Annotated in this window: 20 protein-coding genes; 11 read left to right on the top strand and 9 right to left on the bottom strand. The window is 73.0% G+C overall.

Features of this window, described 5'->3' with window-relative positions; genetic code table 11:
- The first annotated feature begins 144 nt into the window (after positions 1 to 144).
- On the top strand, positions 145 to 1353 hold the full coding sequence (locus ACZ7OU_RS46885; protein WP_470260236.1) for an extracellular catalytic domain type 1 short-chain-length polyhydroxyalkanoate depolymerase: 1209 nt from the start codon (positions 145 to 147) through the stop codon (positions 1351 to 1353).
- A gap of 28 nt (positions 1354 to 1381) precedes the next feature.
- Here ACZ7OU_RS46885 and ACZ7OU_RS46880 read toward each other — a convergent pair whose 3' ends face one another.
- Complete coding sequence (locus ACZ7OU_RS46880; RefSeq protein ID WP_470260235.1) at positions 1382 to 1918, bottom strand: TetR/AcrR family transcriptional regulator; 537 nt, start codon at positions 1916 to 1918, stop codon at positions 1382 to 1384.
- Positions 1919 to 1998: 80 nt separating this feature from the next.
- On the opposite strand from ACZ7OU_RS46880, the gene ACZ7OU_RS46875 reads away from it, so the two are divergent.
- The gene (locus ACZ7OU_RS46875) at positions 1999 to 2892 is read left to right on the top strand and encodes an NADP-dependent oxidoreductase (protein WP_470260234.1); all 894 of its coding nucleotides are present in this window, start codon (positions 1999 to 2001) and stop codon (positions 2890 to 2892) included.
- A gap of 234 nt (positions 2893 to 3126) precedes the next feature.
- Here ACZ7OU_RS46875 and ACZ7OU_RS46870 read toward each other — a convergent pair whose 3' ends face one another.
- From ACZ7OU_RS46870 to ACZ7OU_RS46855, 4 genes are all read right to left on the bottom strand, one after another.
- Positions 3127 to 4995 (bottom strand): helix-turn-helix domain-containing protein, encoded by a 1869-nt coding sequence (locus ACZ7OU_RS46870; protein ID WP_470260233.1) that lies wholly within the window; start codon positions 4993 to 4995, stop codon positions 3127 to 3129.
- 1 nt (position 4996) lies between these two features.
- Positions 4997 to 6325: an MFS transporter gene (locus ACZ7OU_RS46865; RefSeq protein WP_470260232.1), complete on the bottom strand. Its 1329-nt coding sequence runs from the start codon at positions 6323 to 6325 to the stop codon at positions 4997 to 4999.
- Between the two features lie 42 nt (positions 6326 to 6367).
- Positions 6368 to 7117: a 3-hydroxybutyrate dehydrogenase gene (locus ACZ7OU_RS46860; RefSeq protein ID WP_470243576.1), complete on the bottom strand. Its 750-nt coding sequence runs from the start codon at positions 7115 to 7117 to the stop codon at positions 6368 to 6370.
- A gap of 74 nt (positions 7118 to 7191) precedes the next feature.
- Positions 7192 to 7587 carry a VOC family protein gene (locus tag ACZ7OU_RS46855; protein WP_470260231.1) on the bottom strand — a complete coding sequence of 132 codons (396 nt, stop codon included), beginning with the start codon at positions 7585 to 7587 and terminating at the stop codon, positions 7192 to 7194.
- An 86-nt stretch (positions 7588 to 7673) separates the two neighbouring features.
- Between ACZ7OU_RS46855 and ACZ7OU_RS46850 the strand changes: the two genes are divergently transcribed.
- The 3 genes from ACZ7OU_RS46850 to ACZ7OU_RS46840 all read left to right on the top strand — a co-directional run bounded on the left by ACZ7OU_RS46850 (position 7674) and on the right by ACZ7OU_RS46840 (position 11267).
- Positions 7674 to 8624: a helix-turn-helix transcriptional regulator gene (locus tag ACZ7OU_RS46850; RefSeq protein ID WP_470260230.1), complete on the top strand. Its 951-nt coding sequence runs from the start codon at positions 7674 to 7676 to the stop codon at positions 8622 to 8624.
- Positions 8625 to 8937: 313 nt separating this feature from the next.
- Entirely contained in the window at positions 8938 to 11004 is a 2067-nt protein-coding gene (locus tag ACZ7OU_RS46845) for an AMP-binding protein (RefSeq protein ID WP_470243579.1), read from the top strand.
- Positions 11004 to 11267 (top strand): hypothetical protein, encoded by a 264-nt coding sequence (locus ACZ7OU_RS46840; RefSeq protein ID WP_470260229.1) that lies wholly within the window; start codon positions 11004 to 11006, stop codon positions 11265 to 11267. Before ACZ7OU_RS46845 ends, ACZ7OU_RS46840 begins: the two co-directional genes overlap by 1 nt.
- On the opposite strand, the gene ACZ7OU_RS46835 is transcribed toward ACZ7OU_RS46840, so the two are convergent.
- Both ACZ7OU_RS46835 and ACZ7OU_RS46830 read right to left on the bottom strand, forming a co-directional pair.
- Positions 11252 to 11851, bottom strand: a complete 600-nt coding sequence (locus ACZ7OU_RS46835; protein WP_470260228.1) for a GyrI-like domain-containing protein — start codon at positions 11849 to 11851, stop codon at positions 11252 to 11254. The genes ACZ7OU_RS46840 and ACZ7OU_RS46835 overlap by 16 nt on opposite strands.
- Positions 11851 to 12354 carry a PadR family transcriptional regulator gene (locus ACZ7OU_RS46830; RefSeq protein ID WP_470260227.1) on the bottom strand — a complete coding sequence of 168 codons (504 nt, stop codon included), beginning with the start codon at positions 12352 to 12354 and terminating at the stop codon, positions 11851 to 11853. Before ACZ7OU_RS46830 ends, ACZ7OU_RS46835 begins: the two co-directional genes overlap by 1 nt.
- A gap of 125 nt (positions 12355 to 12479) precedes the next feature.
- Between ACZ7OU_RS46830 and ACZ7OU_RS46825 the strand changes: the two genes are divergently transcribed.
- From ACZ7OU_RS46825 to rpmJ, 6 genes are all read left to right on the top strand, one after another.
- Entirely contained in the window at positions 12480 to 13799 is a 1320-nt protein-coding gene (locus ACZ7OU_RS46825) for an SWIM zinc finger family protein (RefSeq protein ID WP_470260226.1), read from the top strand.
- 40 nt (positions 13800 to 13839) lie between these two features.
- On the top strand, positions 13840 to 15225 hold the full coding sequence (locus ACZ7OU_RS46820) for a DUF5691 domain-containing protein (protein WP_470260225.1): 1386 nt from the start codon (positions 13840 to 13842) through the stop codon (positions 15223 to 15225).
- Entirely contained in the window at positions 15222 to 16307 is a 1086-nt protein-coding gene (locus ACZ7OU_RS46815; RefSeq protein ID WP_470243585.1) for an ATP-binding protein, read from the top strand. The genes ACZ7OU_RS46820 and ACZ7OU_RS46815 overlap by 4 nt, the downstream gene beginning before the upstream one ends.
- On the top strand, positions 16304 to 18487 hold the full coding sequence (locus ACZ7OU_RS46810) for a DUF5682 family protein (RefSeq protein WP_470260224.1): 2184 nt from the start codon (positions 16304 to 16306) through the stop codon (positions 18485 to 18487). Before ACZ7OU_RS46815 ends, ACZ7OU_RS46810 begins: the two co-directional genes overlap by 4 nt.
- Positions 18484 to 19653, top strand: coding sequence for a VWA domain-containing protein (locus ACZ7OU_RS46805; protein WP_470243587.1), 1170 nt, complete (start codon positions 18484 to 18486; stop codon positions 19651 to 19653). The genes ACZ7OU_RS46810 and ACZ7OU_RS46805 overlap by 4 nt, the downstream gene beginning before the upstream one ends.
- A gap of 76 nt (positions 19654 to 19729) precedes the next feature.
- Positions 19730 to 19852 (top strand): 50S ribosomal protein L36, encoded by a 123-nt coding sequence (rpmJ, locus tag ACZ7OU_RS46800; RefSeq protein ID WP_470243666.1) that lies wholly within the window; start codon positions 19730 to 19732, stop codon positions 19850 to 19852.
- Here the strand turns inward: rpmJ and ACZ7OU_RS46795 are convergent.
- A complete protein-coding gene (locus ACZ7OU_RS46795; protein ID WP_470260223.1) occupies positions 19843 to 21324 on the bottom strand; it encodes a flavin-containing monooxygenase in 1482 nt (493 codons plus the stop codon). The genes rpmJ and ACZ7OU_RS46795 overlap by 10 nt on opposite strands.
- 70 nt (positions 21325 to 21394) lie before the next feature.
- Complete coding sequence (locus ACZ7OU_RS46790; RefSeq protein ID WP_470260222.1) at positions 21395 to 23749, bottom strand: polysaccharide lyase 8 family protein; 2355 nt, start codon at positions 23747 to 23749, stop codon at positions 21395 to 21397.
- Positions 23750 to 23797: the final 48 nt, after the last annotated feature.

Here is a 23797-nt window from a genome sequence, read left to right as displayed (position 1 = left end):
GAACCCAAGCGCGTGCACCGGGCGAGAGCCACCCCGCCGGTCACCATGAATCGCCGCGGGGATGTGGTGGACGGCCACATGGTCCGAACCAGCGGGCCGATTTAGCGTCGCTGGAAACCCTCTCAACGACGAGAAGGACTCCCCATGCGCAAGCTCGCCTTCGCCGGACTCGCCGCGATCACCGCCGCCGTGCTCACCACCGTCGGGGTGGCGAGCGCCGATCCGCCGGCCTCGTCCCTCGTGCAGGTCACCGACTTCGGCGCCAACCCCGGCGCACTGGCCATGTACACCTACACCCCCGCCGGGCTCGAGGCCGGCCGCCCGGTGGTCGTCGCCCTGCACGGCTGCACGCAGAGCGCCGCCGACTACTACGCCCACTCCGGCTGGCCCCAGCTGGCCGACAAGTGGCGCTTCGAGGTGGTGTTCCCGCAGACGTCCACCGCGAACAACTCCCTGAAGTGCTTCACGTGGTTCGACCCCGCCGACGACACGCGCGGCAAGGGCGAGGCCGCGTCGATCAAGGCCATGGTGGACAAGGCGGTCGGCGACCACGGCTCGGACCGCGCCCGGGTGTTCGTCACCGGGCTCTCGGCCGGCGGCGGGATGACCGCGGACCTGCTCGCCGCGTACCCGGACGTCTTCGCCGGCGGTGGCATCGACGCCGGACTGCCCGCGCAGTGCGCCACCAGCATCACGCAGGCGTCGGGCTGCCAGCAGAACAACCAGAACCTGACGCCGGCGCAATGGGCGTCGAAGGTCAAGGCGCAGTACCCCGGCTACGGCGGGCCGTGGCCGCGCGTCGCGATCTGGCAGGGCACCGGCGACTACACGGTCTACCCGGTCAACGGCACCGAGCTGCGTGACCAGTGGACCGCGGTGCACGGGATCTCGCAGACGCCGACGAGCACACAGTCTCTGCCCGGCGGCACGACGTTGACGACGTACGGCGACAAGGTCCAGCTGTACTCGATCGCCGGGATGGGTCACGGCACCGCGGTCGACCCGGGCACCGGCGCGACCCAGTGCGGCAGCACCGGCGCGTACTTCCTCGCCGGCATCTGCTCCAGCTACTACACGGGCGTGTTCTGGGGGCTGGACAAGGGATCCACCGGCGGCACGACGACCACCACCCCACCGCCGCCGACCACGACGACGACGTCCACCCCACCGGCGGGCGCGTGCGTGAACGCCAGCAACTACGCCCACACGCAGGCCGGCCGCGCGCACCAGAGCGCCGGCCAGACGTACGCGAACGGCTCCAACCAGGCGATGGGCCTGTGGAACACGTTCACGAGCCACGCGCTGCGCGAGACGTCCACGGGCTACTGGATCCTCGCCGACGGGCAGTGCTAGCGCCGGTCTGCCGCGGCTGGTCGTGGACTCAGCGCAGCAGGCCGGTGAGCAGCACGGCGGTCAGCCGGCGGGCTTCCGGGCCCGTCCGCGCCGACGTCGTCGCCGTCAGGGCGAGCCGGACGTCGTCGAGGGACACCCGGGGCCGCAGGACGCCGTCGGCGCGGGCCCGCTCGACCAGCCGCGCGAACGCCTCGGCGTGCGACCGGCGCCGGTCGGCGAACTCCGGTCCTTCGAGGACGCCCGTCAGCCCGGGTTCCTCGACGCGCCATTCGCCGAAGCGGTGGAACGTGCGGGTCAGCGCGCGGCGGCTGTCCGGGTCGGCGAGCGCGGCCCGCAGCTGCTCCTCGCACCGGTCGACCTGGCCGGCGAGGACGGCCGCGAGGAGGTCGTCGCGGGACGGGAAGTGCCGGTGGACGGTCGCGGGCGCCAGGCCCGCGCGCCGCGCGATCTCCCGCACCGGCAGGTCCGGGCCGTGCCGCGCGAAGGCCGTGTGCGCGACCGCGACGAGCCGCCGGCGGTTGTCCTCGGCGTCCGCCCTGCGTTTCCGAGTCAGTTCGTCCCGCACGGCTCTCACTTCCCCGCTCGTCGCCGGTGATCACTCCTAGCGTAGGCGCGGTCAGGGAGTCCGCCCGTGGAGGAGTGATCGTGTTCGCAACCCGGTTCGAACGGTTCGGCCCGCCCGAGGTCCTGTCCACGGGAGAGCTCCCGGAGCCGCACGCCGGGCCGGGCGAGGTGCGGATCCGCGTGCGGGCGGCCGGCGTGTCGCCGGTGGACCTGGCGATCCGCGCGGGGAAGTCGCGCTCGCCGATCACCCTGCCGCACATCCCCGGCGTCGACGCCGCGGGCATCGTGGACGAGGCCGGTCCCGGAGCCGCCATCGGCGACGAGGTGTTCGGCGCGGTCGACATCACCCGGCTCGGCGGGGCGACGGCCGAGTTCGCGGTGTTGGCGTTCTGGGCACCCAAGCCGGCGTCGATGCCGTGGGAGCAGGCGGGCGCGGCGGCGTCCGGGATCGAGACGGCCACCCGCGCGCTCGACCTCCTGGGCGTCCGGGAGGGCATGACCCTGCTGGTCGACGGCGCGTCCGGAGGAGTCGGCAGCCTCGCGGTGGGCCTGGCCCTCGCCCGCGGCGCCCGGGTGATCGGAACGGCGGGCGACCCGGAGTTCGTCGAAAGCCTGGGCGCGACGGCGGTTCGGCACGGCCCGGGTCTGGCGACGCGGGTCACCGGCCCGATCGACGCGGCCCTCGACGTCGCGGGCAAGGGCTCGCTGCCGGAGCTGATCGCGCTGACCGGAACGCCCTCGTCGGTGGTGACGCTGGCCGACTTCAGCGGGCCGTCCCACGGGGTCCGCGTGTCGGTCGGCGCGTTCGCGGGCGAGCCGGACGGGCGGCACGGTCTGGCGGCGGCCGCGGCGCTGTTCGAGGAGGGCCGGTTCCGGGTGCCGGTCGAGGAGGTGTTTACGGACGCGGCGGCCGCGCACACCGCCGCCGAGCGCGGGCCGCGACGGGGAAAGCTGGTGATCGCGGTCAGCCAGTAGCCCTCGCCGCCCAGCCGATGCGCCCGCCAGGCCGCTTCCGCGCGACAGTCGAAGAGGTCTTCGCCAACGCCGCCGCCGCGGGCACCGCCGCCGAACGCGGGCCCCGACGAGGAAAGCTGGTGGTCGCGCCCAGCCGCTGCACCGCGGGGCCGCTTCCGACGCGGCCGCCGCACACACCGCCGCCCGACACTGGCCGCGGCGGGGAAAGCCGGCGGCCGCGTCAGCCGGTAACCCTCACCCGCCCAGCCGGTGCACCCGCAGGGCCAGCTGGATCTCCAGCGCCCGGTCCGGCGCCTGCCACTCCTCCCCCAGCAGCGACGCCACCCGCTCCAGCCGCTGCACCACCGTGTTCACGTGGACGTGCAGCACATCCTTCGTCCGCGCCAGCTGCGAACCGCTCGCGAAGTACGCCCGCAGCGTCGCGACCAGCTCCGTCCCCCGGCGCGCGTCGTAGTCCAAGACCGGTCCCAGCGTCTGCCGGACGAACCCGTCCAGGTCCGCGTGATCTCCCAGCAGCTGCCCCAGAAACCCCAGCCCCGCCATCGCCGCGCCCTCGCCGGTGCGGCCCAGTGCCAGCAGCGCGCGGACGCACCGTGCCGCTTCGCCGTGGGCCGCGGCGATCGACGACGGGCCGCTCGCCGGGCCCGCCGCGCCCACCGTCACCGGGCGGCCCGTCGCCGCGCCGAGGTCGGCCGCCACGCGCCTTGCGAGTTCGTCCGGATCGCCCGCGCCGAGCAGCACGACCTCCTCCGCGTGCACCCCGACCAGCGTCGCGTGGCGGGCGGCCGCGCTCGCCACGCGCCGCCGGGAGCCGCCGTCCGCGTGCGCGACCAGCACCGCGTGCGGTGCCGACAGGTCGATCCCCAGCCGGCGGCCGCGGGCCAGCAGCGCCCGCGGGTTGCGGTCGGGCGCGCTCAGCAGGTCGGTCAGCAGCTCGCCGCGGACCTCGTCCTCGGCCCGCACCACCGACCGCCGCAGCATCAGCAGCAACGCCGTCACGACGCCCGCGCGCTCGAACAGCCGCCGGTCCGGGTCGGAGAGCCCCGCGCGGCCGGTCAGCACCAGGCTGCCGAGTGCCTCCGGGCCGGCCTGCACCGCGCACACCCAGGCGTCCTTTGTGGACACCGCCCGGCCGGCGGCGCGGGCCGCGAACAGCGCGTCCGGGTCCAGCGGGGCCGGGGAAGCCGAGCTGGCCAGCACCGTGCGGTCGGCGTCGTAGACCGTGAGGTCGCCGTGCAGGACCCCGGCGACGGCCGCCGCGACGTCCGGCAGGTCGCCGCCGCGCAGCACCAGGTCGGTCAGCCGGTCGTGCGCGTCCTGGGCGCGTTCCATCGCTTCGGTGTGCGCGCGGATCGTCGCGTTGGCCTCGTTGAGCTCGGCGACGGCGCGCCGGGTCTGGTCGAGCAGGTTCGCGCTGTCGAGCGCGATCGCCGCGTGGTCGGCGAGCGACGACAGCAGCGCCACCTCGTCCGCGGAGAACTCCCGCGTGCCGCGATCGGACGCGAAGAGGACGCCGAGCACCTTCGGGCCGATGGCCAGGGGGACGCCGAGGATCGCGGTCAGTCCCTCGTCGTGGACTCCGGAGTCGATGTGGCGGGTGTGCTTGAACCGGTCGTCGTGGAAGTAGTCCGCGGTCGAGTACGGCCGCGCGGTCTGCGCCACCAGCCCGCCGAGGCCCTCCCCCATGCCGAGCACGATCTGCTGGAACTCCGCCGACACCGACCCGTCGCTGACCCGGACGTACGTCTTGTTTTCGGCCTCGTCGTTCAGCGACAGGTAGGAGACGTCGACGTTGAGCAGGGCCCGCGCCCGCCGGACGATCGAGCGCAGCACGGTGTCCGGATCGGACAGTGCGGCGAGCTCGCTCGCGGTGTCGAACAGGGCGCCGAGCTGGGCCTCGCGCCGCCGGTGCTCCGCGAGGGTCTCGCGGATGCGCAGGGCCAGCTCGCCCGCGCTGGCCAGTGCGGTCAGGTCGGCCGGGCCGAGGGCACCTTCGGCGCGGGCGGCCACGACGACGTGCGCCAGCTGCTCGCTGCTCGCCCCGGAGGCGAGCAGGTCGAGCAGCCGGCGCAACGCGTCCGTGGGTGCGGTCACGGCCGTCATGCTAGGGCGAAACGGCCGCCGGTTCCGCCTCGACGCCCTCGTCATGCAGGGACTCGCCGCGTGTCTCGCGGGCCGCGAGCAGGGCGATCACGGTGATCAGGCACATCGCCGCGACGTACAGCGACACCGGCACGGTGCTGCCCCAGGTGGAGAACAGCGCGACGGCGATCAGCGGGGCGACGGCGCCCGCGGCGATCGACGACAGCTGGCCGCCGACGGAAAGCCCGGTGTAGCGCACCCGCGTCGGGAACTGCTCGGCGAAGAACGCGGCCTGCGGGCCGTACATCGCGCCGTGCAGCACCAGCCCGACGGTCGCGGCCAGCACGATCACCGCCGACGACTTCGTGTCCAGCAGCGCGAAGAACGCGAAGCTCCACAGCGCCATCCCGATCGCCCCGAACAGGTACACCGGACGGCGGCCGACGCGGTCGGACAACGCGCCCCACAGCGGGATCGTCACGAAGTGCACGGCCGAGCCGATGAGCACGGCGCTCAGGCCGACGCCCTTGGGCAGGTGCAGCCCGGTCGTGACGTACACGAGGATGAACGCGGTGATCACGTAGTACGAGACGTTCTCGGCCATCCGGGCGCCGATCGTGATCAGCACCTGGCGCCAGCTGTTGCGGAAGACCTCGACGACCGGCACGTGCTTGTCGGTGTGCGCCTCGGCCTGCTTCTGGGCGGCCAGGAACACCGGCGACTCGGCGACGGCCAGCCGGATCCACAGGCCGATGAGCAGCAGCACGCCGGAGAGCAGGAACGGGACGCGCCAGCCCCACGCCATGAACGTCGCGTCGGACTGCGTCGCCGAGAGGATCGCCAGGACGGCGGTCGCCAGGAGGTTGCCGCCGGGCGCGCCGCACTGCGGCCAGCTCGCCCAGAACCCGCGGCGGCGGTCGTCGCCGTGTTCGGAGACGATCAGGACGGCCCCGCCCCACTCACCGCCCAGCGCGAAGCCCTGCACGAGGCGAAGCAGCGTCAGCAGGATCGGCGCCGCGACACCCGCGCTCGCGTACGTCGGCAGCACGCCCATCAGGCAGGTCGAGCCGCCCATCAGCACCAGGCTGACGATCAGGAGCTTCTTGCGGCCGAGCCGGTCGCCGTAGTGGCCGAAGACCAGGCCGCCGATCGGGCGGGCGAGGAACCCGACCGCGTAGGTCAGGAACGCCAGCAGCGTGCCGGTCAAGGGGTTCGCCGTCGGGAAGAACAGCTTGTTGAACACCAGCGCGGCGGCCGAGGTGTAGAGGAAGAAGTCGTACCACTCGATGGTGGTGCCGATCAGGCTCGCGCCGACGATCTTGGCGATCGCCGACCGGTTCGGTTGACTCACTGCGGGCTCCACTTCCTTGTGGTGACGGGGTTTCAGGCGGCGTTACGCGGCTGTCCAGCCACCGTCGAGCGGGATGGACGCCCCGGTGACGTGGCCGGCGTGCGGTGAGCACAGCCACGTCACCAGGGAAGCGACGTCGTCGGCTTCGATGAGCTTCTTGATGGCGGCGCGCCGGAGCAGGACCTCGGCGACGACGTCCTCGCGCGGGATGCCGTGCTCGGCGGCCTGGGCGTCGATCTGCCCGTCGACCAGCGGCGTGCGGACGTAGCCGGGGTTGACGCAGTTGCTCGTGACGCCGTGTTCGGCGCCTTCGAGCGCGGCGACCTTCGAGAGTCCTTCGAGCCCGTGCTTGGCGGCGACGTAGGCGGACTTGAAGGCGGAGGCGCGCAGCCCGTGGACGCTCGACATGTTGACGATCCGCCCCCACCCCCGGGCGTACATGGCCGGGAGCGTGTGGCGGATGAGCAGGAAGGGAGCGGTGACCATCAGCGCCTGGATGCGGGTGAACACGTCCGGTGGGAAGTCTTCGAGGGGCGCGACGTGCTGGATCCCGGCGTTGTTGACCAGGACGTCGACCTCGGCGGGGAGGGCGGTGATCGTGCCGGGATCGGTCAGGTCGGCGACGTGCGCCCAGCCCCCGACCTCGGCGGCGACGGCCTCGGTGCGCCCGGCGTCGATGTCGACGACGTGCACCTTGGCCCCGGCCGCCGCGAGAGCGCGGACGCAGGCCAGGCCGATACCGCCGGCCCCGCCGGTGACGAGGGCGGTGCGCCCGTCCAGATCGCTGGTCATGGACGGGAACGGTAAGCGTGACCCCCCGGCGCGGGCCATGTGCGCGGGAGCCACAACCCGTCAAGATCCTGTGGTCACGACCGACACTCGCCGACCACCGCCAGGTAGTGCGCGTTCGTCATGACGCCGAGGACGTTGCCGAACGGGTCGACGACCGAGGCCGTCACGAACCCCGGCCCGCGCTCGGTGATCGGCTCGTGCTCCTTCGCGCCCAGCTCGTGCAGGCGCGCGACGGTGGCCTCGAGGTCGTCGACGTGCCAGTAGACGATCTCGCCGCTCGCCCCGCCCCTGCTCGCCGGGACGTACTTGCGGTCGATCAGGCCGAGCTCGTGCTGGAAGTCGCCGATCCGGAACTCGGCGTACCCGGGCCGGTGGAAGTACGGCTCGACCCCCAGGAACTCGGTGTACCAGGCCTGCGCGGCCGCGTGGTCGTCGGCGAAGTAGGAGACGGTGGCCATTCCTCGCAGCATGTCTTGCTCCCTTCCGAACGGTGTGGAGCCATCATGCGGAGTGAAAGTGCGCACCGAATGAGCACTTTGTTTGCGAGACTCCTCCCATGCGCGCCGACCGCCTCGTGGCCACCCTCCTGCTGATGCAGACGCGCGGCCGCGTCACGGCCGCCGAACTCGCGGCCGAGCTCGAAATCTCCGTCGCGACGGCTCGCCGTGACCTCGAAGCGCTCTCGACGGCGGGGGTGCCCGTCTACCCGCAGCCGGGCCGCGGCGGTGGCTGGCGGCTCGTCGGGGGTGCGCGCACGGACCTGTCCGGCCTGACCGCGCGCGAGGCGCAGGCCCTGTTCCTCCTGGCCGGCCCGGCCGCGGCGGCCGCCCCCGAGGTCAAGTCGGCCCTGCGGAAGCTGATGGGCGCGCTGCCGGGCACGTTCCGCGCGGAGGCGTCGGCGGCCGCCGACGCCGTCCTCGTCGACCAGGCGGGCTGGGGCGAGCGCGTGAAGGAACGACCGCCGATGGTCTCGCTGCTGCGGGACGCCGTCATCGCCCGCCGCCGCGTGCGGCTCACCTACGCCGGACGGGAGAAGACGGAACGCCTCGTGGATCCCTGGGGCCTCGTCGACAAGGACGACGTCTGGTACCTGGTCGCGGGGACGGACAAGGGCCGCCGGACGTTCCGGGTCGACCGGATCGTCGAGGCGGGCGCCACCGAAGAGACCGCGGACCGCCCGGCCGACCTCGAGCTGGCGAAGGTCTGGGAAGAGGTCGTCGAGGAGATCGAGAAGCGGCGGTCGCTCCTCACCGCGGACGTGGTGCTCGGCCGCCGCCACTTCGGCGTGCTGCGCGACCGGTTCGGCCGGCACTGCGAACTGGTCGCGGAGCTGCCGGACGACCGGGTGCGGGCGCGGGTCGCGGCACCCGCGCCGATCATGATCGCGCAGGAGCTGGCGGGCTGGGGCGCGCTCGTCGAGGTCGAAGGCCCGGAGTCCGTGCGGGCCGAGCTGGCGCGCCTGGGATCCGAGCTGGTTGCCCGCTATGAAGTCGAATGTCTCGAATGACTCATTCCGGCTTTCTCCGGTCTCGACTGAGTCGGTCAAGACACCCTCGGAGGGCCGCGGACACGCCCCGTGGCCGGTATCCTCGGTGAACGGCGTTAATCACTCCACAGTGGACATTAGGAGGACCCACTGCGAGTGTCCGTTACCCTCCGGTATCTGGCCGTTCGGAGTATCCGGGATCACCCGTTTGCTGTTACTGTGACGCCTCCGTGACCTGAACGTGTGTTCGGTGACACTGCTTTAACAACCGGAGCTTCGCTCCGGGCCGGGGGCTCTGCCACCGGTCCCCCGAAAGCCTGCGGTGAGGGCAGAGATGCGTGACGATGTGGTCGAGGCGAGTGCAGTGGTCGGGCACACGCCGGACGTGGTGTGGCAGATCGTCGGATCGCCGGAATGGTATTCGCGGTTCGTGCCCGAGATCGCCGGGTGCGAGGTGCAGGAGCACGCCGCGCGCGGCCGGGGACCCAAGGCCGTGATCCGGATCGTGCCCGAGCGCGGGCGGATGATGGAGGCACAGGTCCAGGCCGTCGTGTACCGGCCGGGCGAGCACGTGGTGTGGTGCGGCGTCCCGGACGAGGGCACGTGGGTCTCCCTCGAGCTGAGACCGCTGGCCGGCGGCAAGACGGAACTGTTCGTCCGGATGATGCTGCCGCCGTCGCACCTGGATCTGGTGTCGTCGGTGAAGAAGGACGTCCGCACCCTCGCCCGGCGCCTCGACCTGCACCTGGCCGGGCAGTCCGACCCCGAGGGCGACCGCGACGGCAACAAGGCCACCAAGCTGCGCACCACGAGCATCCTGCTGCGCGCCGGGGTCCTCAGCGCGGGCCGGCCGGACAAGATCGCCCGCCAGCTCAGCTCCCTCGCGCAGTGGGGCGCCACCATCGCCGGCGGCTACCAGGCCGCCGCGGCCCGCGTCCCCGACGAGCCCGCGCTGCACGACGAGCGCAGCCTCCGCACCTTCAAGCAGGTCCAGGAGCGCAGCGACCGGCTCGCGAACGGGCTGAGCGAGCTCGGCGTCGGCGAACGCGACCGGATCGCGCTGATGTGCCGCAACCACTCCGCGATGGTCGAGTCGTTCGTCGCCGCCAGCAAGCTCGGCGCCGACCTGATCCTGCTCAACACCGGCCTCTCCGCGGCCTCGGTCAAGGACGTCCTCGCCGAGCACCAGCCGGCCGCCGTGCTGGCCGACGACGAGTTCGCGCAGACCATCGCGAACGTGCCGGGCGAGTTCGCCCGGATCAGCACGTGGCCGGACGCCGAAACCGGCTACCCGACCGTCGACGAGCTCATCCACGCCGCGCCCGCCGACCCGCCGAAGCCGGTCGACCGGCCGGGCCGCGTGGTCGTGCTGACGTCCGGGACCTCCGGGACGCCGAAGGGCGCGCGGCGTCCCACGCCCAAGGGCATGGGGACGGCCGCGGCGATCCTCGACCGGATCCCGCTGCGCGCCGGCGACCGGATCCTCGTCGCCGCACCGCTGTTCCACAGCTGGGGCCTGGCCGCGATGCAGCTCGGCATGGCGCTGCGCGCGTCGCTCGCGCTGATCCGCAAGTTCGACGCCGAGGAGACGCTGCGGGCGATCGCGGAGCAGAAGTGCGACGCGGTGTTCGCCGTGCCGATCATGCTGCAGCGGATCATGGACCTGCCCGAGCGGGTGCGGGCGCGCTACGACCTGTCGTCGCTGCGGATCGTCGCGAGCAGCGGGTCGGCCATGTCCGGCACGTTCGTCACGCAGTTCATGGACACGTTCGGCGACGTCCTCTACAACTTCTACGGCTCGACCGAGGTGTCCTGGGCGAGCATCGCCGACCCGGGCGACCTGCGCGCGGCGCCGGGCACGGCCGGGCGCTGCCCGCTCGGCACGCGCGTCGCGATCCTCGACGAGGAGCGCAAGCCCGTCCCGCCGGGCGGCGAAGGCCAGATCTTCGTCGGCAACGACATGCTGTTCGACGGCTACACGAACGGCAAGGACCCGGCGCGGGCGGCGGACCTGATGGCCACCGGCGACGTCGGCTACCTCGACGCGGCGGGCCGCCTGTTCGTCACCGGCCGCGCCGACGAGATGATCGTGTCCGGCGGCGAGAACGTGTTCCCCCGCCCGGTCGAAGAAGCGCTGGTGGCGCTGCCCGGCGTGCACGACGCGGCGGTGGTCGGCGTGGCGGACGCGGAGTACGGTCAGCGGCTCGCGGCGTACGTCGTGCCGCGGCGCGGCGCCTCGCTGCACGCCGAGGACATCCGGGCCTACATCCACCAGCGGCTGGCCCGGTTCGCCGTCCCGCGCGACGTGTACTTCGTGCCGGACCTGCCCCGCAACGCGACGGGCAAGATCCTCAAGCGCCTGCTGCACGACGACACCTGGCCGGTCAGCAGCGACTACTGATGCCCGAGCACACGCCCGACGGCCGCCACATCGTCGTGAACGGCCGTCGTTGGCGGGCCACCGATCCGGAGATCCCGGACGACGTCCGCGACCGCCTGCAGAAACACCTGATGGCGGCGCGGCGGGTCCAGGATCGCGCGCGCACGCAGCTGGCGAAGGTGGCTTTGGGCGAACGCGGCGAGCCGTGGTGGGAGCAGACGTCCGCGCAACGGCGTGAGCGCTGGGAAAGCGGCCTCGCCGAGCTCGATCAGCCCACCGGCTGACGCAGCACGGTCCTGAGTCTCGCGGGCTCGGTCTTCCGCGGGTCGCCGAGGTAGACCTCGTGGTGCAGACCGGTTTCCTTGAGCCCTTCCCGCGCGAGGAACTCGCCGTGCAATCGGGCGAGCAGCGGGCCTTCGTCGTCGTAGGAGCCGACGTGGAGCACCTGCGCGCACCGGCCCTCGCGCAGCTTCTCGAGCCGGACCGGCGGGTCGATCTTCTTCTTGCGCCGCACGGATTCCCGGGCCGTCTCGACGGCGTCCTCGCCGATCGTTCCCGGCAGCGAGATCAGCATGGTCCACTGCCAGGAGTCCTTGGCGCGCACGGTGAACGCGGCGTAGTCCTCGGCCCACCACAGGCCTTCCAGCGGGCCGACGACGAAGTCCTCGCCGGTGCGTTTGGCCGTCATCTTGATCGTGTAGGCGAAGGCGTAGAGGGCTTCGACGGCCTTCTTGTAGCTGTCCGCGGTGTTCGGGTTGCCGCGGCCGTCGATCGCGAGGAACTGCTGCTCGGGGACGTCGAGCAGGGCCCAGTCGGTGTTCTTGGGCGCGTAGAGCTGCTTCAGGTCTTTCTTGACGTCGTAGGGCATCAGGTAAGTCCTTCCAGCCACTCGGCTTCCGCTTCGAGCTGCTTGATCGAGTAGTCGAAAATCGCCCGGACGAACGGCGGTGCGTCGACCTCCGCCGCGCGGCGGACCTCGGCCAGCCGCTCCTGCACCGCCTCGGCGCGGCCGGCCAACGCCGCTTTGAGCCGTTCGGGCGGGATCGCCGGGCTGTTCGCCAGCCCGGCCAGCACCGGCGGGTGCACGGGACGCAGCTCGGCGATGGCCGCCTCCGCCGCCGTCGCGCAGGCCCGGCGGCCGGCTTCGGTGGCCGTGAACGTCCGGCGGGCCTTCGCGTGCGCCCGCTCCCCCGCAACCTCGGCGACCAGGCCCCGGTCGCGGAGTTTGCCGAGCACGTAATAGATCGAACTGAAGCCGAGGGCGGTCCAGTCGCGCATGCCGCGCTCCGCGATCACCTCGTCCAGTTCGTAGCCGTGCCTCGGCCGCTCCACCACCAGGCCGAGCACGGTCAGCTCCGCGTCGGTCAGCACGGGACTATTCTAGCACTGGAATAGTCGAGGTTCCGGAAATTGTCGGTGGGTGCTGGCATGCTTCACCGGGTAAGCCTCCCCGGGCCACTAGCCTGGGGAATCCGACCGGACGGCAAGGGAAACCAGTGGGGGGACAGGTGGTGACGGCGGTGCCGTGGACCGCGGAACGCGTGGCCGGGCTCGCGCCGGATCCCGCTTCGGAGAAGGCGGGCCGGGCGCTGGCCGCGCCGGCGAAGTGGTCGGGCGCGGGTGCGTCCGAAGACGCCGTGTGGGGCTTCTGCCAGGGCAGCGGCAAGAAGCCGTACCAGACGTGCGTCGAGCTCGCCGAGCCCGCGTTCCGGTGTTCCTGTCCCAGCCGGAAGTTCCCGTGCAAGCACGCGCTCGGCTTGCTGATGTTGTGGGCCGCGAAGCAGCTCGACACGGCCGAGCCACCCGAGTGGGTGCACACGTGGCTCGCCGAACGCGCCGATCGCGCCCAGCGGGCGGAGAAACGCGCGGAGGCGGCCGGGCCGAAGGACGAGGAGGCGGCCGCCCGCCGGGCCGGTGAACGCGCCGCGCGGGTCGAAGGCGGCGTCGCGGAGCTGAAAGTCTGGCTGACCGACCGGATCGGCGCGGGCTTCGCCGGTTTCGAGCGCAGCGGCGGTGAAGAGCTGCGCACCGTGGCCGCGCGGATGGTCGACGCCCAGGCGGGCGGCCTGGCGGGCGGCCTCCGGCGGGCGGCGGGGATCGTCGGCCGTCGCGACTGGCCGGAGGCGCTGCTCGGCGAGCTGTCGCTGCTGTTCCTGCTGGCGGACGCGGCGACCCGGCTGGATTCGCTGCCGGCCCCGCTGGCGGAGACCGTCCGCACGCGGCTCGGTTTTTCGGTGGAGACGGCCCGGGTCCTGGAGCAGGGCGAGCGCGTGTCGGACGAGTGGCTGATCACGGGCGCGGCCGACGAGGAGAACGACCGGCTGCTCACGCGGCGCACGTGGCTGCGCGGGAGGCTCACCGGCCGGGACGCGCTGGTGCTGTCGTTCGCGCCACCGGGCCGTCCGCTGGACGCGTCGTTGCCACCCGGGCACATCCTGACCGCGGAGCTTGCGTTCTACCCCGGCGCGGCGCCGGTGCGGGCCCTGGTGGTCGAGCGCGGCATCCCGCTGCCGGCCCCGGCCGCCGAGGGCGGCTCGATCTCGGACGCGCTGGCGGCGTACGCGCGGGCGATGGCGGCCGACCCGTGGCTGGAACGGTGGCCGGTCCTGCTTTCCGGCGTGACCCCGGCCGAACACGCCGGCGGGTGGTGTCTGTCCGAAAAGGACGGGACGGCGCTGCCGCTGGTGCCGTACGCGTTCCCGTGGTCGTTGCTGGCGATGTCCGCGGGCAAGCCGCTGACGGTCGCGGGCGAGTGGAGCCGGTCGGGGCTGCGGCCGTTGCTGTGCTGGCAGGAGGACCGGGCGGTGCGGCTGTGAGCTTTTCCGTGAACCTGGACCACGAACCGGAGGTGCGACCGTGAAAGCCTGGGAAGACCTCGTCGGCACCGCGCTCCTCGGCACCCGCCGGCGCACCCTCGACCCCGCCACCCAGCCGCCCGCGGTCCGGGACCTCGTCGCGGACCGCGCCGACCCCGCCGAGCAACTCCTGTCCGCGGCGGCCGTCCTCACCACCTACCGGCGCGCCGGGCGGCAACCGCTGCACGACGTCCGGCCCCTGCCCGTCGCCGCGCCCGACGAGCGGCCCTTCGTCCCACCCCTCGCGCGGGAACGGCTGGCCCGGCTGCTCGCCGCCAGCCATCCCGACCTCCTCCTGGAGTGGCTCGGCGTCGTCGCCGGCACGGACTACCGCGTCCCGCCCGAAACCCTCCCCCTGCTCGCCGAAGCCGCGCGCAGCAAGGCCGCCCTGCGCGGGCCGCTCGTCGCGGTCGCCGGGCCGGTCGGGGCGTGGCTGGGGCAGCGGAACCCCGACTGGGCGTTCCTCGCCGCGCCACCCGAGGAGTCCGGCGACGTCTGGCAGTACGGCAGCCTCGCCCAGCGCCGCCGCTGGCTCGCGGCCAAGCTGGCCGACGATCCCGGCGCCGCCCGCGAAGCCCTCGCGGGATCCTGGAAGAGCGAGCCCGCCGACATCCGGTCGGACTTCCTCGGCGTGCTCGCCGGCCACGTGAGCGCCGAGGACGAAGGCTTCCTCGAAGCCGCCCTCACCGATCGCGCGGCCGCCGTCCGCGAACGGGCCGCCGAACTGCTCGGCCGGCTGCCGGGCACGCGGTACGGCGAGACCATGGCCGACCGGCTGCGGCCGCTCGTCCGCCGGACCGGCCGGGTGCTCGAAGTCTCCGTGCCGCAAGGCGAACGGGGCGAAGGCACCGTCCGGCTGCGCACCCTCGCCGCCGCCGCTCCGCTGGCCTTCTGGACCGAGTTCGGCCCACCCGCCGAGGTCGTCCGGATGACCGTCGAGGGCTGTCCGGCCGGCGTGCTGCGCGACTCCTGGGCCACCGCGGCCCTGCGCCAGCGCGACGAGACCTGGGCGCAGGCGCTGATCGGCGCCGACCCCGGCGGCCGCACCACACCGCCGCTGCTCGGCGTGCTGAGCCCGGCGAGCCAGGCCGCCACCGTGGGGCACCTGGTGAGCAGGCTGCCCGTCGAGTCGTTCGCGCGGCTGGTGCACGAGCTGCCCCGGCCGTGGACCAAGGAGCTCGGCATCGCCCTGCTCGACTGGATCGCCCGCCAGGACGACCACCGCCTGGTCTCGCACGCCGCCGTCGTGATCGCCCGCGCGGTCCCCGCGGCGTGCCTGCGGCACCCGCTGGCCACCACCCGCCTGACCATGGACGCCGGGCCGTGGCGCCGGGCGCTCACCGAAACGCTGAACTTCCGCCGCGAAATGTACGAGGAGCTCGCATGACCGCCCCCACCGTCCTCCGGCCGCACGCCGAACAGGACCACGCCGCCGAGCTGGCCGCGCTGGCCGCCGCCGACGAGCGGGCCAAGCCGCCCAACTGGAACCTGTCCCCGTGGGCCGTCGTCGAGTACCTGCTCGGCGGCACCCTGCCCGACGGCACCGTGATCACGCCGAAGTACGTCGGCCCGCGGCGGCTGATCGAGGTCGCCGTCGCGACGCTGGCCACCGACCGCGCGCTGTTGCTGCTCGGCGTGCCCGGCACGGCGAAGACGTGGGTGTCGGAGCACCTCTCCGCCGCGATCAGCGGGGACTCGACCCTGCTGGTGCAGGGCACCGCGGGCACGTCGGAGGAGTCCATCCGCTACGGCTGGAACTACGCCCGGCTGATCGCCGAGGGCCCGAGCCCCGCCGCACTGGTCGAAAGCCCGCTGCTGCACGCGATGCGGGACGGCAAGCTGGCCCGGCTCGAGGAGCTGACGCGCATCCCGGCCGACGTCCAGGACTCGCTGATCACGATCCTGTCCGAGAAGACCCTGCCCATCCCGGAGCTGGGCACCGAGATCCAGGCGCGGCCGGGCTTCAACCTGATCGCGACGGCGAACAACCGCGACAAGGGCGTCAACGAGCTGTCGAGCGCGCTGCGGCGGCGGTTCAACACCGTCGTGCTGCCGCTGCCGGACAGCGCCGACGCGGAGGTCGAGATCGTCAGCAGGCGGGTCGCCGAGCTGGGCACTTCGCTGCAGCTGCCCACGGAAGCCGCCGAGCTGTCGGAGATCCGCCGGGTGGTCACGGTGTTCCGCGAGCTGCGCTCGGGCCGCACCGAAGACGGCCGCACGGCGGTGAAGTCGCCGTCCGGCACGCTTTCGACAGCCGAGGCGATCAGTGTGCTGACCGGCGGGCTCGCGCTGGCCACGCACTTCGGCGACGGCGTGCTGCGCCCGCACGACGTCGCGGCCGGCATCCACGGCGCGGTGGTCAAGGACCCGGTGGCCGACCGCGCGATCTGGATCGAGTACCTCGAGACGGTCGTCCGCGAGCGCGACGGCTGGGCCGACTTCTACCGGGCGGGCCAGGAACTTTCGTGACGACGCACCTGCTCGGCATCCGCCACCACGGCCCGGGGTCGGCCCGGGCCGTGGCGACACGGCTCGCGCAGCTCGGACCCGACGTCGTGCTCATCGAAGGCCCGCCCGAGGCCGACGTCCTGGTCGAGCTGACCGAAGAACCGGCGATGGCGCCGCCGGTCGCGCTGCTGGCGTACGCGACCGACGACGTCTCGCGCGCCGCGTTCTGGCCGTTCGCCGTCTTCAGCCCGGAGTGGCAGGCGCTCGCCTACGCGCGCGAAGCCGGGATCCCGGTGCGGTTCTGCGACCTCCCGGCCGCGAACACGTTCGCCGCAGGGCCGGACGAGCACGCCGGCCCGCCGGTCGACCCGCTGGCGCTGCTGGCCTCGGCCGGCGGCTACGACGACCCGGAACGCTGGTGGGACGACGTCGTCGAGTCGCGGCGGGACAACGAGAACCCGTTCGACGTGATCGCGGACGCGATGACCGCGGTGCGCGAGGACGAAGAACCGCCGCAAGGCAACGAAGCCCGGCGCGAGGCGTACATGCGCTCGGTGCTGCGTCGCACCCGCAAGGACGGCTTCGAGAACATCGCCGTCGTCTGCGGGGCCTGGCACGTGCCCGCGCTGGCCGACCCGCTGCCGCCGGCGTCGCACGACCAGACCGTCCTCAAAGGACTGCCGAAGCGGAAGGTCGCGTGCACCTGGGTGCCGTGGACGCACGGCAGGCTCGCGACGGCCAGTGGCTACGGCGCGGGCGTGCGGTCGCCGGGCTGGTACCACCACCTGTTCACCACGGCCGAGGACGTCACGGCGCGCTGGCTGACCGGCGTCGCGGCGGTGCTGCGGGAGGAGGACCTGCCCGTCTCGACCGCGCACGTCATCGAAGCGGTCCGGCTGTCGGAAACCCTCGCCACGCTGCGCGGGCGGTCGTCGGCCGGGCTGGCCGAGGTCACCGAAGCCACGCGGTCGGTGCTCTGCGGTGGCGACGAGGTGCAGGTCGAGCTCGTCACGCGGCGGCTGGTGGTCGGCGAACGGCTCGGCGAGGTCCCCGACCGGGTGCCGCAGCCGCCGCTGGCCGCGGACCTGACCGCGACGGCGAAACGCCTGCGGCTCAAGAAGGACCCGATCGTCAAGGAGCTCGACCTCGACCTGCGCACCCCCGGCGGGCTCGACCGCTCGAAGCTGCTGCACCGGCTGCGGATCCTCGGCATCGAGTGGGGCAGCCGGGAGGCGTCGGCGCGGCGGAACAAGGGCACGTTCCGGGAGACCTGGGCGCTGTGCTGGGAACCGGCGTTCGAGGTCGACCTGGTCGCGGCCGCGGTGCACGGCACCACCGTGCCGTCGGCGGCGACGGCCGCGGTCCGCGACACGGTCGAGGGCACGCCCCCGCTGGACGAGGTGACCACGGCCGTCGAGAACTGCCTGCTCGCCGACCTGCCGGAGGCGTTGCCCGACGCGCTGGCGGCGCTGGACGCGCGGGCGGCGGCGGACGCGGACGTCGCCCGGCTCATGTCGGCGCTGCCCGCGCTGGCCCGGGCGACCCGGTACGGGAACGTGCGCGGCACCGACACCGGTGCGCTGCGCGCGGTCGCCGACCGCATGCTCGACCGGATCTGCGCCGGGCTGCCACCGGCGACGCACGGGATCGACGACGACGCCGCGGCCCGGATGGCCCAGCTCGTCGACGGGGTGCACGACGCGACGTCGCTGCTCGGCGACGACTCGAAGGAGCGGTGGCTCGCGGCGCTGGCGCGGCTGGCCGAACGGCCGTCGCTGCCGCCGCTGCTGGCCGGGCGGCTCACCCGGATCCTGCACGACGCCGGGCTGCTCGACGCCCTCGACATCGAACTGCGGCTGGGCCGGGCGCTCACGCCGGGTATCGCGCCGTCGGCTGGCGCGGCGTACGTCGAGGGCTTCTTCGATGGCGGCGCGCTCCTGCTGGTGCACGACGAAGGCCTGCTGCGGGTGATCGACGCGTGGCTCGCGGCGATCCACGACGACGTCTTCACCGAGGTGCTTCCGTTGCTGCGCCGCACTTTCGGCGCGTTCAGCGGGCCCGAGAAGCGGGCGATCGGGCAGCGTGCGGCCGGGCTCGCCGGCACCGCGGCGGCCGTGGCGCTGACGGCCGAGGAACTGGACGAGGACCGGGCGGAGGGCGTGCTGCCCGTCCTGGCGACTTTGCTGGGGGTGGGGGTGTGAGCGTGGACGTCGAGCGGGCGCGGCGCTGGCGGCTGGTGCTGGGTGCCGAGGGCGCGGGTCCCGGGTCGGGGCTGGCCGACGCCGAACTGTCCGATGAGGACAGTGGGGTCGACGCGGTGCTGGCCGCCCTCTACGACAAGCCGGACGAAGAGGCGGCGGGCGGTCCGCGCAGCGCGAACCTGGGCGCGTCGGCGCCGCGGGTCGCGCGCTGGCTGGGCGACATCCGCCGCTACTTCCCCAGCACCGTCGTGCAGGTCATGCAGCGCGACGCCGTCGACCGCCTGGGCCTGACCCGGATGCTGCTGGAGAAGGAGCTGCTCTCGGCCGTCGAGCCGGACGTGCACCTGGTCGGGACGCTGCTGTCGCTGAACGGCGTGCTGCCGGAGGAGACCAAGGAGACCGCGCGCGAGGTCGTCCGCAAGGTGGTCGAGGAGCTGGAGGAGCGGCTGGCCGAGCGCACGCGCGCGGCGATCAAGGGGGCGCTGGACAAGGCGTCGCGCACGCACCGGCCGCGGCCGGGCGACATCGACTGGGCACGCACGATCCACCGGAACCTCAAGCACTACTCCCCCGAGCTGGGCACGATCGTGCCGGAGCAGCTGATCGGCTTCGGCCGGCGCCAGCAGGCGGTGCAGCGCGACGTCATCCTGGCGGTGGACCAGTCGGGCTCGATGGCGGAGTCGGTGGTGTACTCGGGGCTGTTCGGCGCGGTGCTGGCGTCGATGCGGGCGTTGCGGACGTCGTTCGTCGCGTTCGACACGGAGGTCGCGGACCTGACCGAGCACCTCGCCGACCCGGTCGACGTGCTGTTCGGCACCCAGCTGGGCGGCGGCACGGACATCAACCGGGCGATCGCGTACTGCCAGGGCCTGGTCGGCCGCCCCGAGCAGACGCTGCTGGTGCTGATCAGCGACCTGTACGAGGGCGGCGACGAGGACGAGCTCCTGCACCGGATCGCCGAGCTGGTCGGCGCGGGCGTCCAGGTGGTGACGCTGCTGGCCCTGTCGGATTCGGGCGCGCCATCGTACGACCACGAGAACGCGGCGGCGCTGGCGGAGCTGGGCGTCCCGGCGTTCGCGTGCACCCCGGACCAGTTCCCGGAGCTGATGGCGGCGGCCATCCGAGGCGACGACCTGCAGGCCTGGGTGGCGCGGGAGACCAGCTGAGTTGCGGAATGAAACTCTTCATCGAGCGGTTGAAGGGGGTGTGGGACAGCAGCTCCCGCAGGAAGGACGGCTCGCCATGAAGGTCCGCAGCTCGATCCGCTCGATGGCTCGTCAGCCGGGCGCCCAGGTCATTCGTCGCGGCACGCGCGTGTTCGTGATCAACAAGGACAACCCGCGTTCCAAGGCTCGTCAGGGCTGACTCGCGGCGGCCGCCCGGTCCTCGGCGCGGCCGAAGCGCATCACCCCGTCGTCCACGCGGTTGAACCGCATGTCCGCCAGATCCAGCAAGTAGTTCTGGCGCATCATCCAGGGCCGCCTCTCCCCCTGCTTCGGCAGGCCGGAGGCGGCCCGTTTGATGTACCCGGACGCCAGGTCCACGATCGGCCGCGGCCGGCCCGCCGAAGCAGCCGATGCCGCGTCCGGGGCGCAGTACGCGTACCCGCGCCGATCCAGGTACGCCAGCAGCCGGCACACGTACTGCGACGTCAGATCGGCCCGCAGCGTCCACGAGTTGTTCGTGTAGCCCACGCACCACGCCAGGTTCGGGATGCCGCCGAACATCATGCCCTTGTACGCGCGCTGGTCGCCGGGAGAAATCGGCTGCCCGTCGACCGTCAGCGCGATCCCGCCGAACGCCACCAGGCGCAGGCCCGTCGCCGTCACGATGACGTCGGCGTCGAGTGAGCGCCCCGACTCCAGCTGGACGCCGGACTCGGTGAACCGCGCGATCTCGTCCGTCACGACGTCCGCCTTGCCCGAGCGCAGCGCCCGGAACAGGTCCGCGTCCGGCACCAGGCACAGCCGCTGGTCCCATGGGTCGTACGACGGCACGAAGTGCGGGTCCACCGGGATCGACGCCGGCAGCTGCGCCGCCACCCCGTCCCGCAGCACCTGGGCCGCCCGGCGGGGCAGTCGACGCATCAGCTGGAAGAACAGCGTCCCCATGACCACGTTCTTGCCCCGCACCACCCGGTGCGCGAGCTTCTCCGGCAGCAGCGCGCGGATCCGGTCGGCGAGCGCGTCGCGCCCCGGCCGCGCCACGATGTACGACGGCGACCGCTGCAGCATCGTCACGCTCGCGGCGGCCGGCGCCATCGCCGGGACCAGCGTCACCGCCGTCGCGCCGCTGCCGATCACCACGACCCGCTTGCCGGTGTAGTCGAGCGACGCGGGCCACTGCTGCGGGTGCACGATCTCGCCCGCGAACTCCGCGCGGCCCGGGAAGTCGACGACGTGCCCGTTCTCGTACGAGTAGTAGCCGCTGCACAGGTACAGGAACCCGCAGGTGAACGTCGCCCCGTGCTCGGTCGAGACCGTCCACAGCGCGTCGGACGACGACCACGACGCCCGCACCACCCGGTGGCCGAAACGGATCCGGGCGGTCACCCCGAACGCCTCGGCGGTCGAGCGGATGTACGCCAGGATCGACGGGCCGTCGGCGATCGCCTTCGGGTCCTTCCACGGCCGGAACGGGTAGCCGAGGGTGAACATGTCCGAATCGGACCGGATGCCCGGATAGCGGAACAGGTCCCACGTGCCGCCGATGGTGTCCCGCGCCTCGAGCACGGCGTACGTCTTGCCCGGCAGCCGCTCCTGGAGCCGGCAGGCCGCGCCGACGCCGGACAGGCCGGCGCCCACGATCAGGACGTCCACGTGCTCGGCGGTGGTCATGAAATCCAGCCTAACCGAGGTGGGGACCCCGCCGAACCGGGTCGGGGCACCGATCCGGCGGGGAAGACCACTACAGGCGCACGACCTTCGTCGCGCCGAAGCTGCCCTTCAACGGGACCACCACGGCCTTGCCGTGCACGGTCACCGTGACGCTGTCCTGCGTCTGCGTCGGATCCGACACCGCCAGCTGACGCCGCCCGAACGCGACCGACGCGGGCCCGGAGACGCGTACGTCCCCGACCGAACCGGCCGCGAAGAAGTTCGCCAGCAGCGTGTCCCCGGCCTGGACGGCCTGGACCGTCGCGGTGTTGGCCCGCACCCGCCACGCCCAGGACGCGGTGAGCGTCCCGACCACCGACGCGCCCGGCAGCACCGCGTACGCATAGCTCGCGTCGACCGGCTTCGCACCGTGCTCCAGCACCAGCTTCTGGTACCGGCGCGTGTTCGGCGTCGTCGTGCCCTTGGTGTTGGCGCCGGTGTCGATGTCGCGCCACGCACCGGTCCGGTCCTCGCGCAACGCCGTCACCGACGCGTCGTCCAGGAGCACGTACCCGCCGACGTTCTCGAGGTGCGCCCAGTGCGGCCGCCTCAGTGCGACCGCCTTGCCGAGATCGGTGGGGACGCGCCGGCCGTCGACCAGCAGCGCACCGCGGCCGCCCTCGCCGAGGTTGCGGTTCTCGATCGTCGTCCGCACCGCGTGGTCCGAGGTGGAGGTGATCCCGGCGCCGAGGCAGACGACCCCGTTCGGGGTGAAGAACCACGACTTCTTGGCGACCAGCGAACCGTCCCAGGACTTGAAGTCCATCGCGAAGGCGCCGTGCCTGTCGTCCCAGCGGACGCCACCCGTGTGGGTGTTGGGGCCGACCGGCACGTTGCCGAACTTGGGGTCGGCCGGGCCGTCGTTCTCGGTCGTGCCCGGCAGCAGCAGCGGGTCGACCGTCGGCCAGTAGGCGTCGGTGTAGTGGCCCTTGGCGTTCGGCAGGAACGTGTAGAGCACGCCGTCGCCGACGTAGTAGCCCTTGAGGTTCTGGCCGTTGATGGACTCGTAGCGCGAGATCCGCGTCGAGCTGACACCGAGGGACGCCGACCAGTCGTCGGTGACGTGCACGAGCCGGTCCTGCTGGCCGAAGTCCCGGTGCGTCGCGACCACCCGCGCCGGGCGCGCGCCCGAGGCGAGCATGTCCTGCGCGAACTCGATGCCCGGCGTCGCCACCAGGTCCGGGCCGGGCGCGAACCGCTCCGGGTCGGGGATCTTCAGGAACGGCGCGTAGGTGCCTTCCTTGAGCCACTTCGCGGCGAGGGCGTTGAGGTCGGTCTTCGTCTTGCCGGACGCCGTGCGGGCCAGGACGAGCGTCGCGACCGTCAGCTGGTGGCCGATGTCGTGCCCGGTCTCGCCTTGGCGTGAGAGCATCCGGCCGCGCACCGGTTCCATCAGCGCGCCCGCGTAGACGAACGGCGCGAAGCTGTCCGCGACGAGCGCGTAGATCTTGTCCTTGAGCGGCTGCGGGAGCGCGTACTCGGTGCCCGCGGTGACGTGGATGGCGCCGGCGAGCGCGGTGAGCAGGACGATGCCGTAGTGCCCGGGGTACGGGATGGTGTCGTGCTGGATGAACGAGCCGTCGACGTGGAAGCCGTCGCCCGCCGCGCGGTCCAGCTTGGCGACGACGCTCGCCGCGCCGCCGCCGGCGACGTCGGTGAGCGCGTCGATGCCGGTCTTGATCCACGCCGCGTCGCCGATCAGCGCGCCGGCGACGATCGAGATCAGGCCCTTGTCCGCGCGGTTGGCGCCGGTCTCGACGAGCGCCGTGTTGTTCGCGCGGACGTTCGGGTTGCCGACGAACCGCTTGATCGGGCTGACGTACCGGGCCAGCTCGTCGGCGGTCAGGTGGTCGGCGACCACCGAAAGCGTGTGCAGCACGTAGTACGGGACGCCGATCTCGTAGGTGTACCAGTTGCCGATCTCGCCGACCTGCGGGTTGTACTGGCTCGCGTAGATCAGCTCGAGCGCGGCCTTGATCCGGTCGAGCACCACCGGGTCACCGGCCAGCGCACCCCCCGGCGTGCCCCAGTCGACGGCGATCGCGCGCAGCCGGGCGTACATCGACGTCGTGTAGTCGCTGCCCGGGCCGAGCGGCAGGTCCGTCCACAGTGGAGCCCCACCGCCGGCGACGGACAGGCTCGCGTTGTAGGCCTTGGCGACGCGGCCCAGGTTGGCCAGCGCTTCGGTGCGTTCCGGCGACGGCCGGTTGATGCCGGTCTGCAGCTGCCGATAGGCGGCGACGATCGGCGCGGTCGCGGCGGGCGCGCCGGTGGCCGCGGCCACCGGCGCGCTGGCCGCCGACGCGAAGGCCGGACGGGTGAGCAACACGGTCGAAGCGGCCGCCAGCGCGCCGCCGCGCAGAGCGTTTCTCCGGTTCACGGGCATGGCAATGCCTCCCAGGAAGACATCCTCGGCTTGCGGGGAATGGGGAAC

The organism is Amycolatopsis sp. NPDC114505, assembly GCF_055633615.1.
Note: the sequence above shows the minus strand (reverse complement) of the source record. Positions and strands in the feature narration are given on the sequence as shown.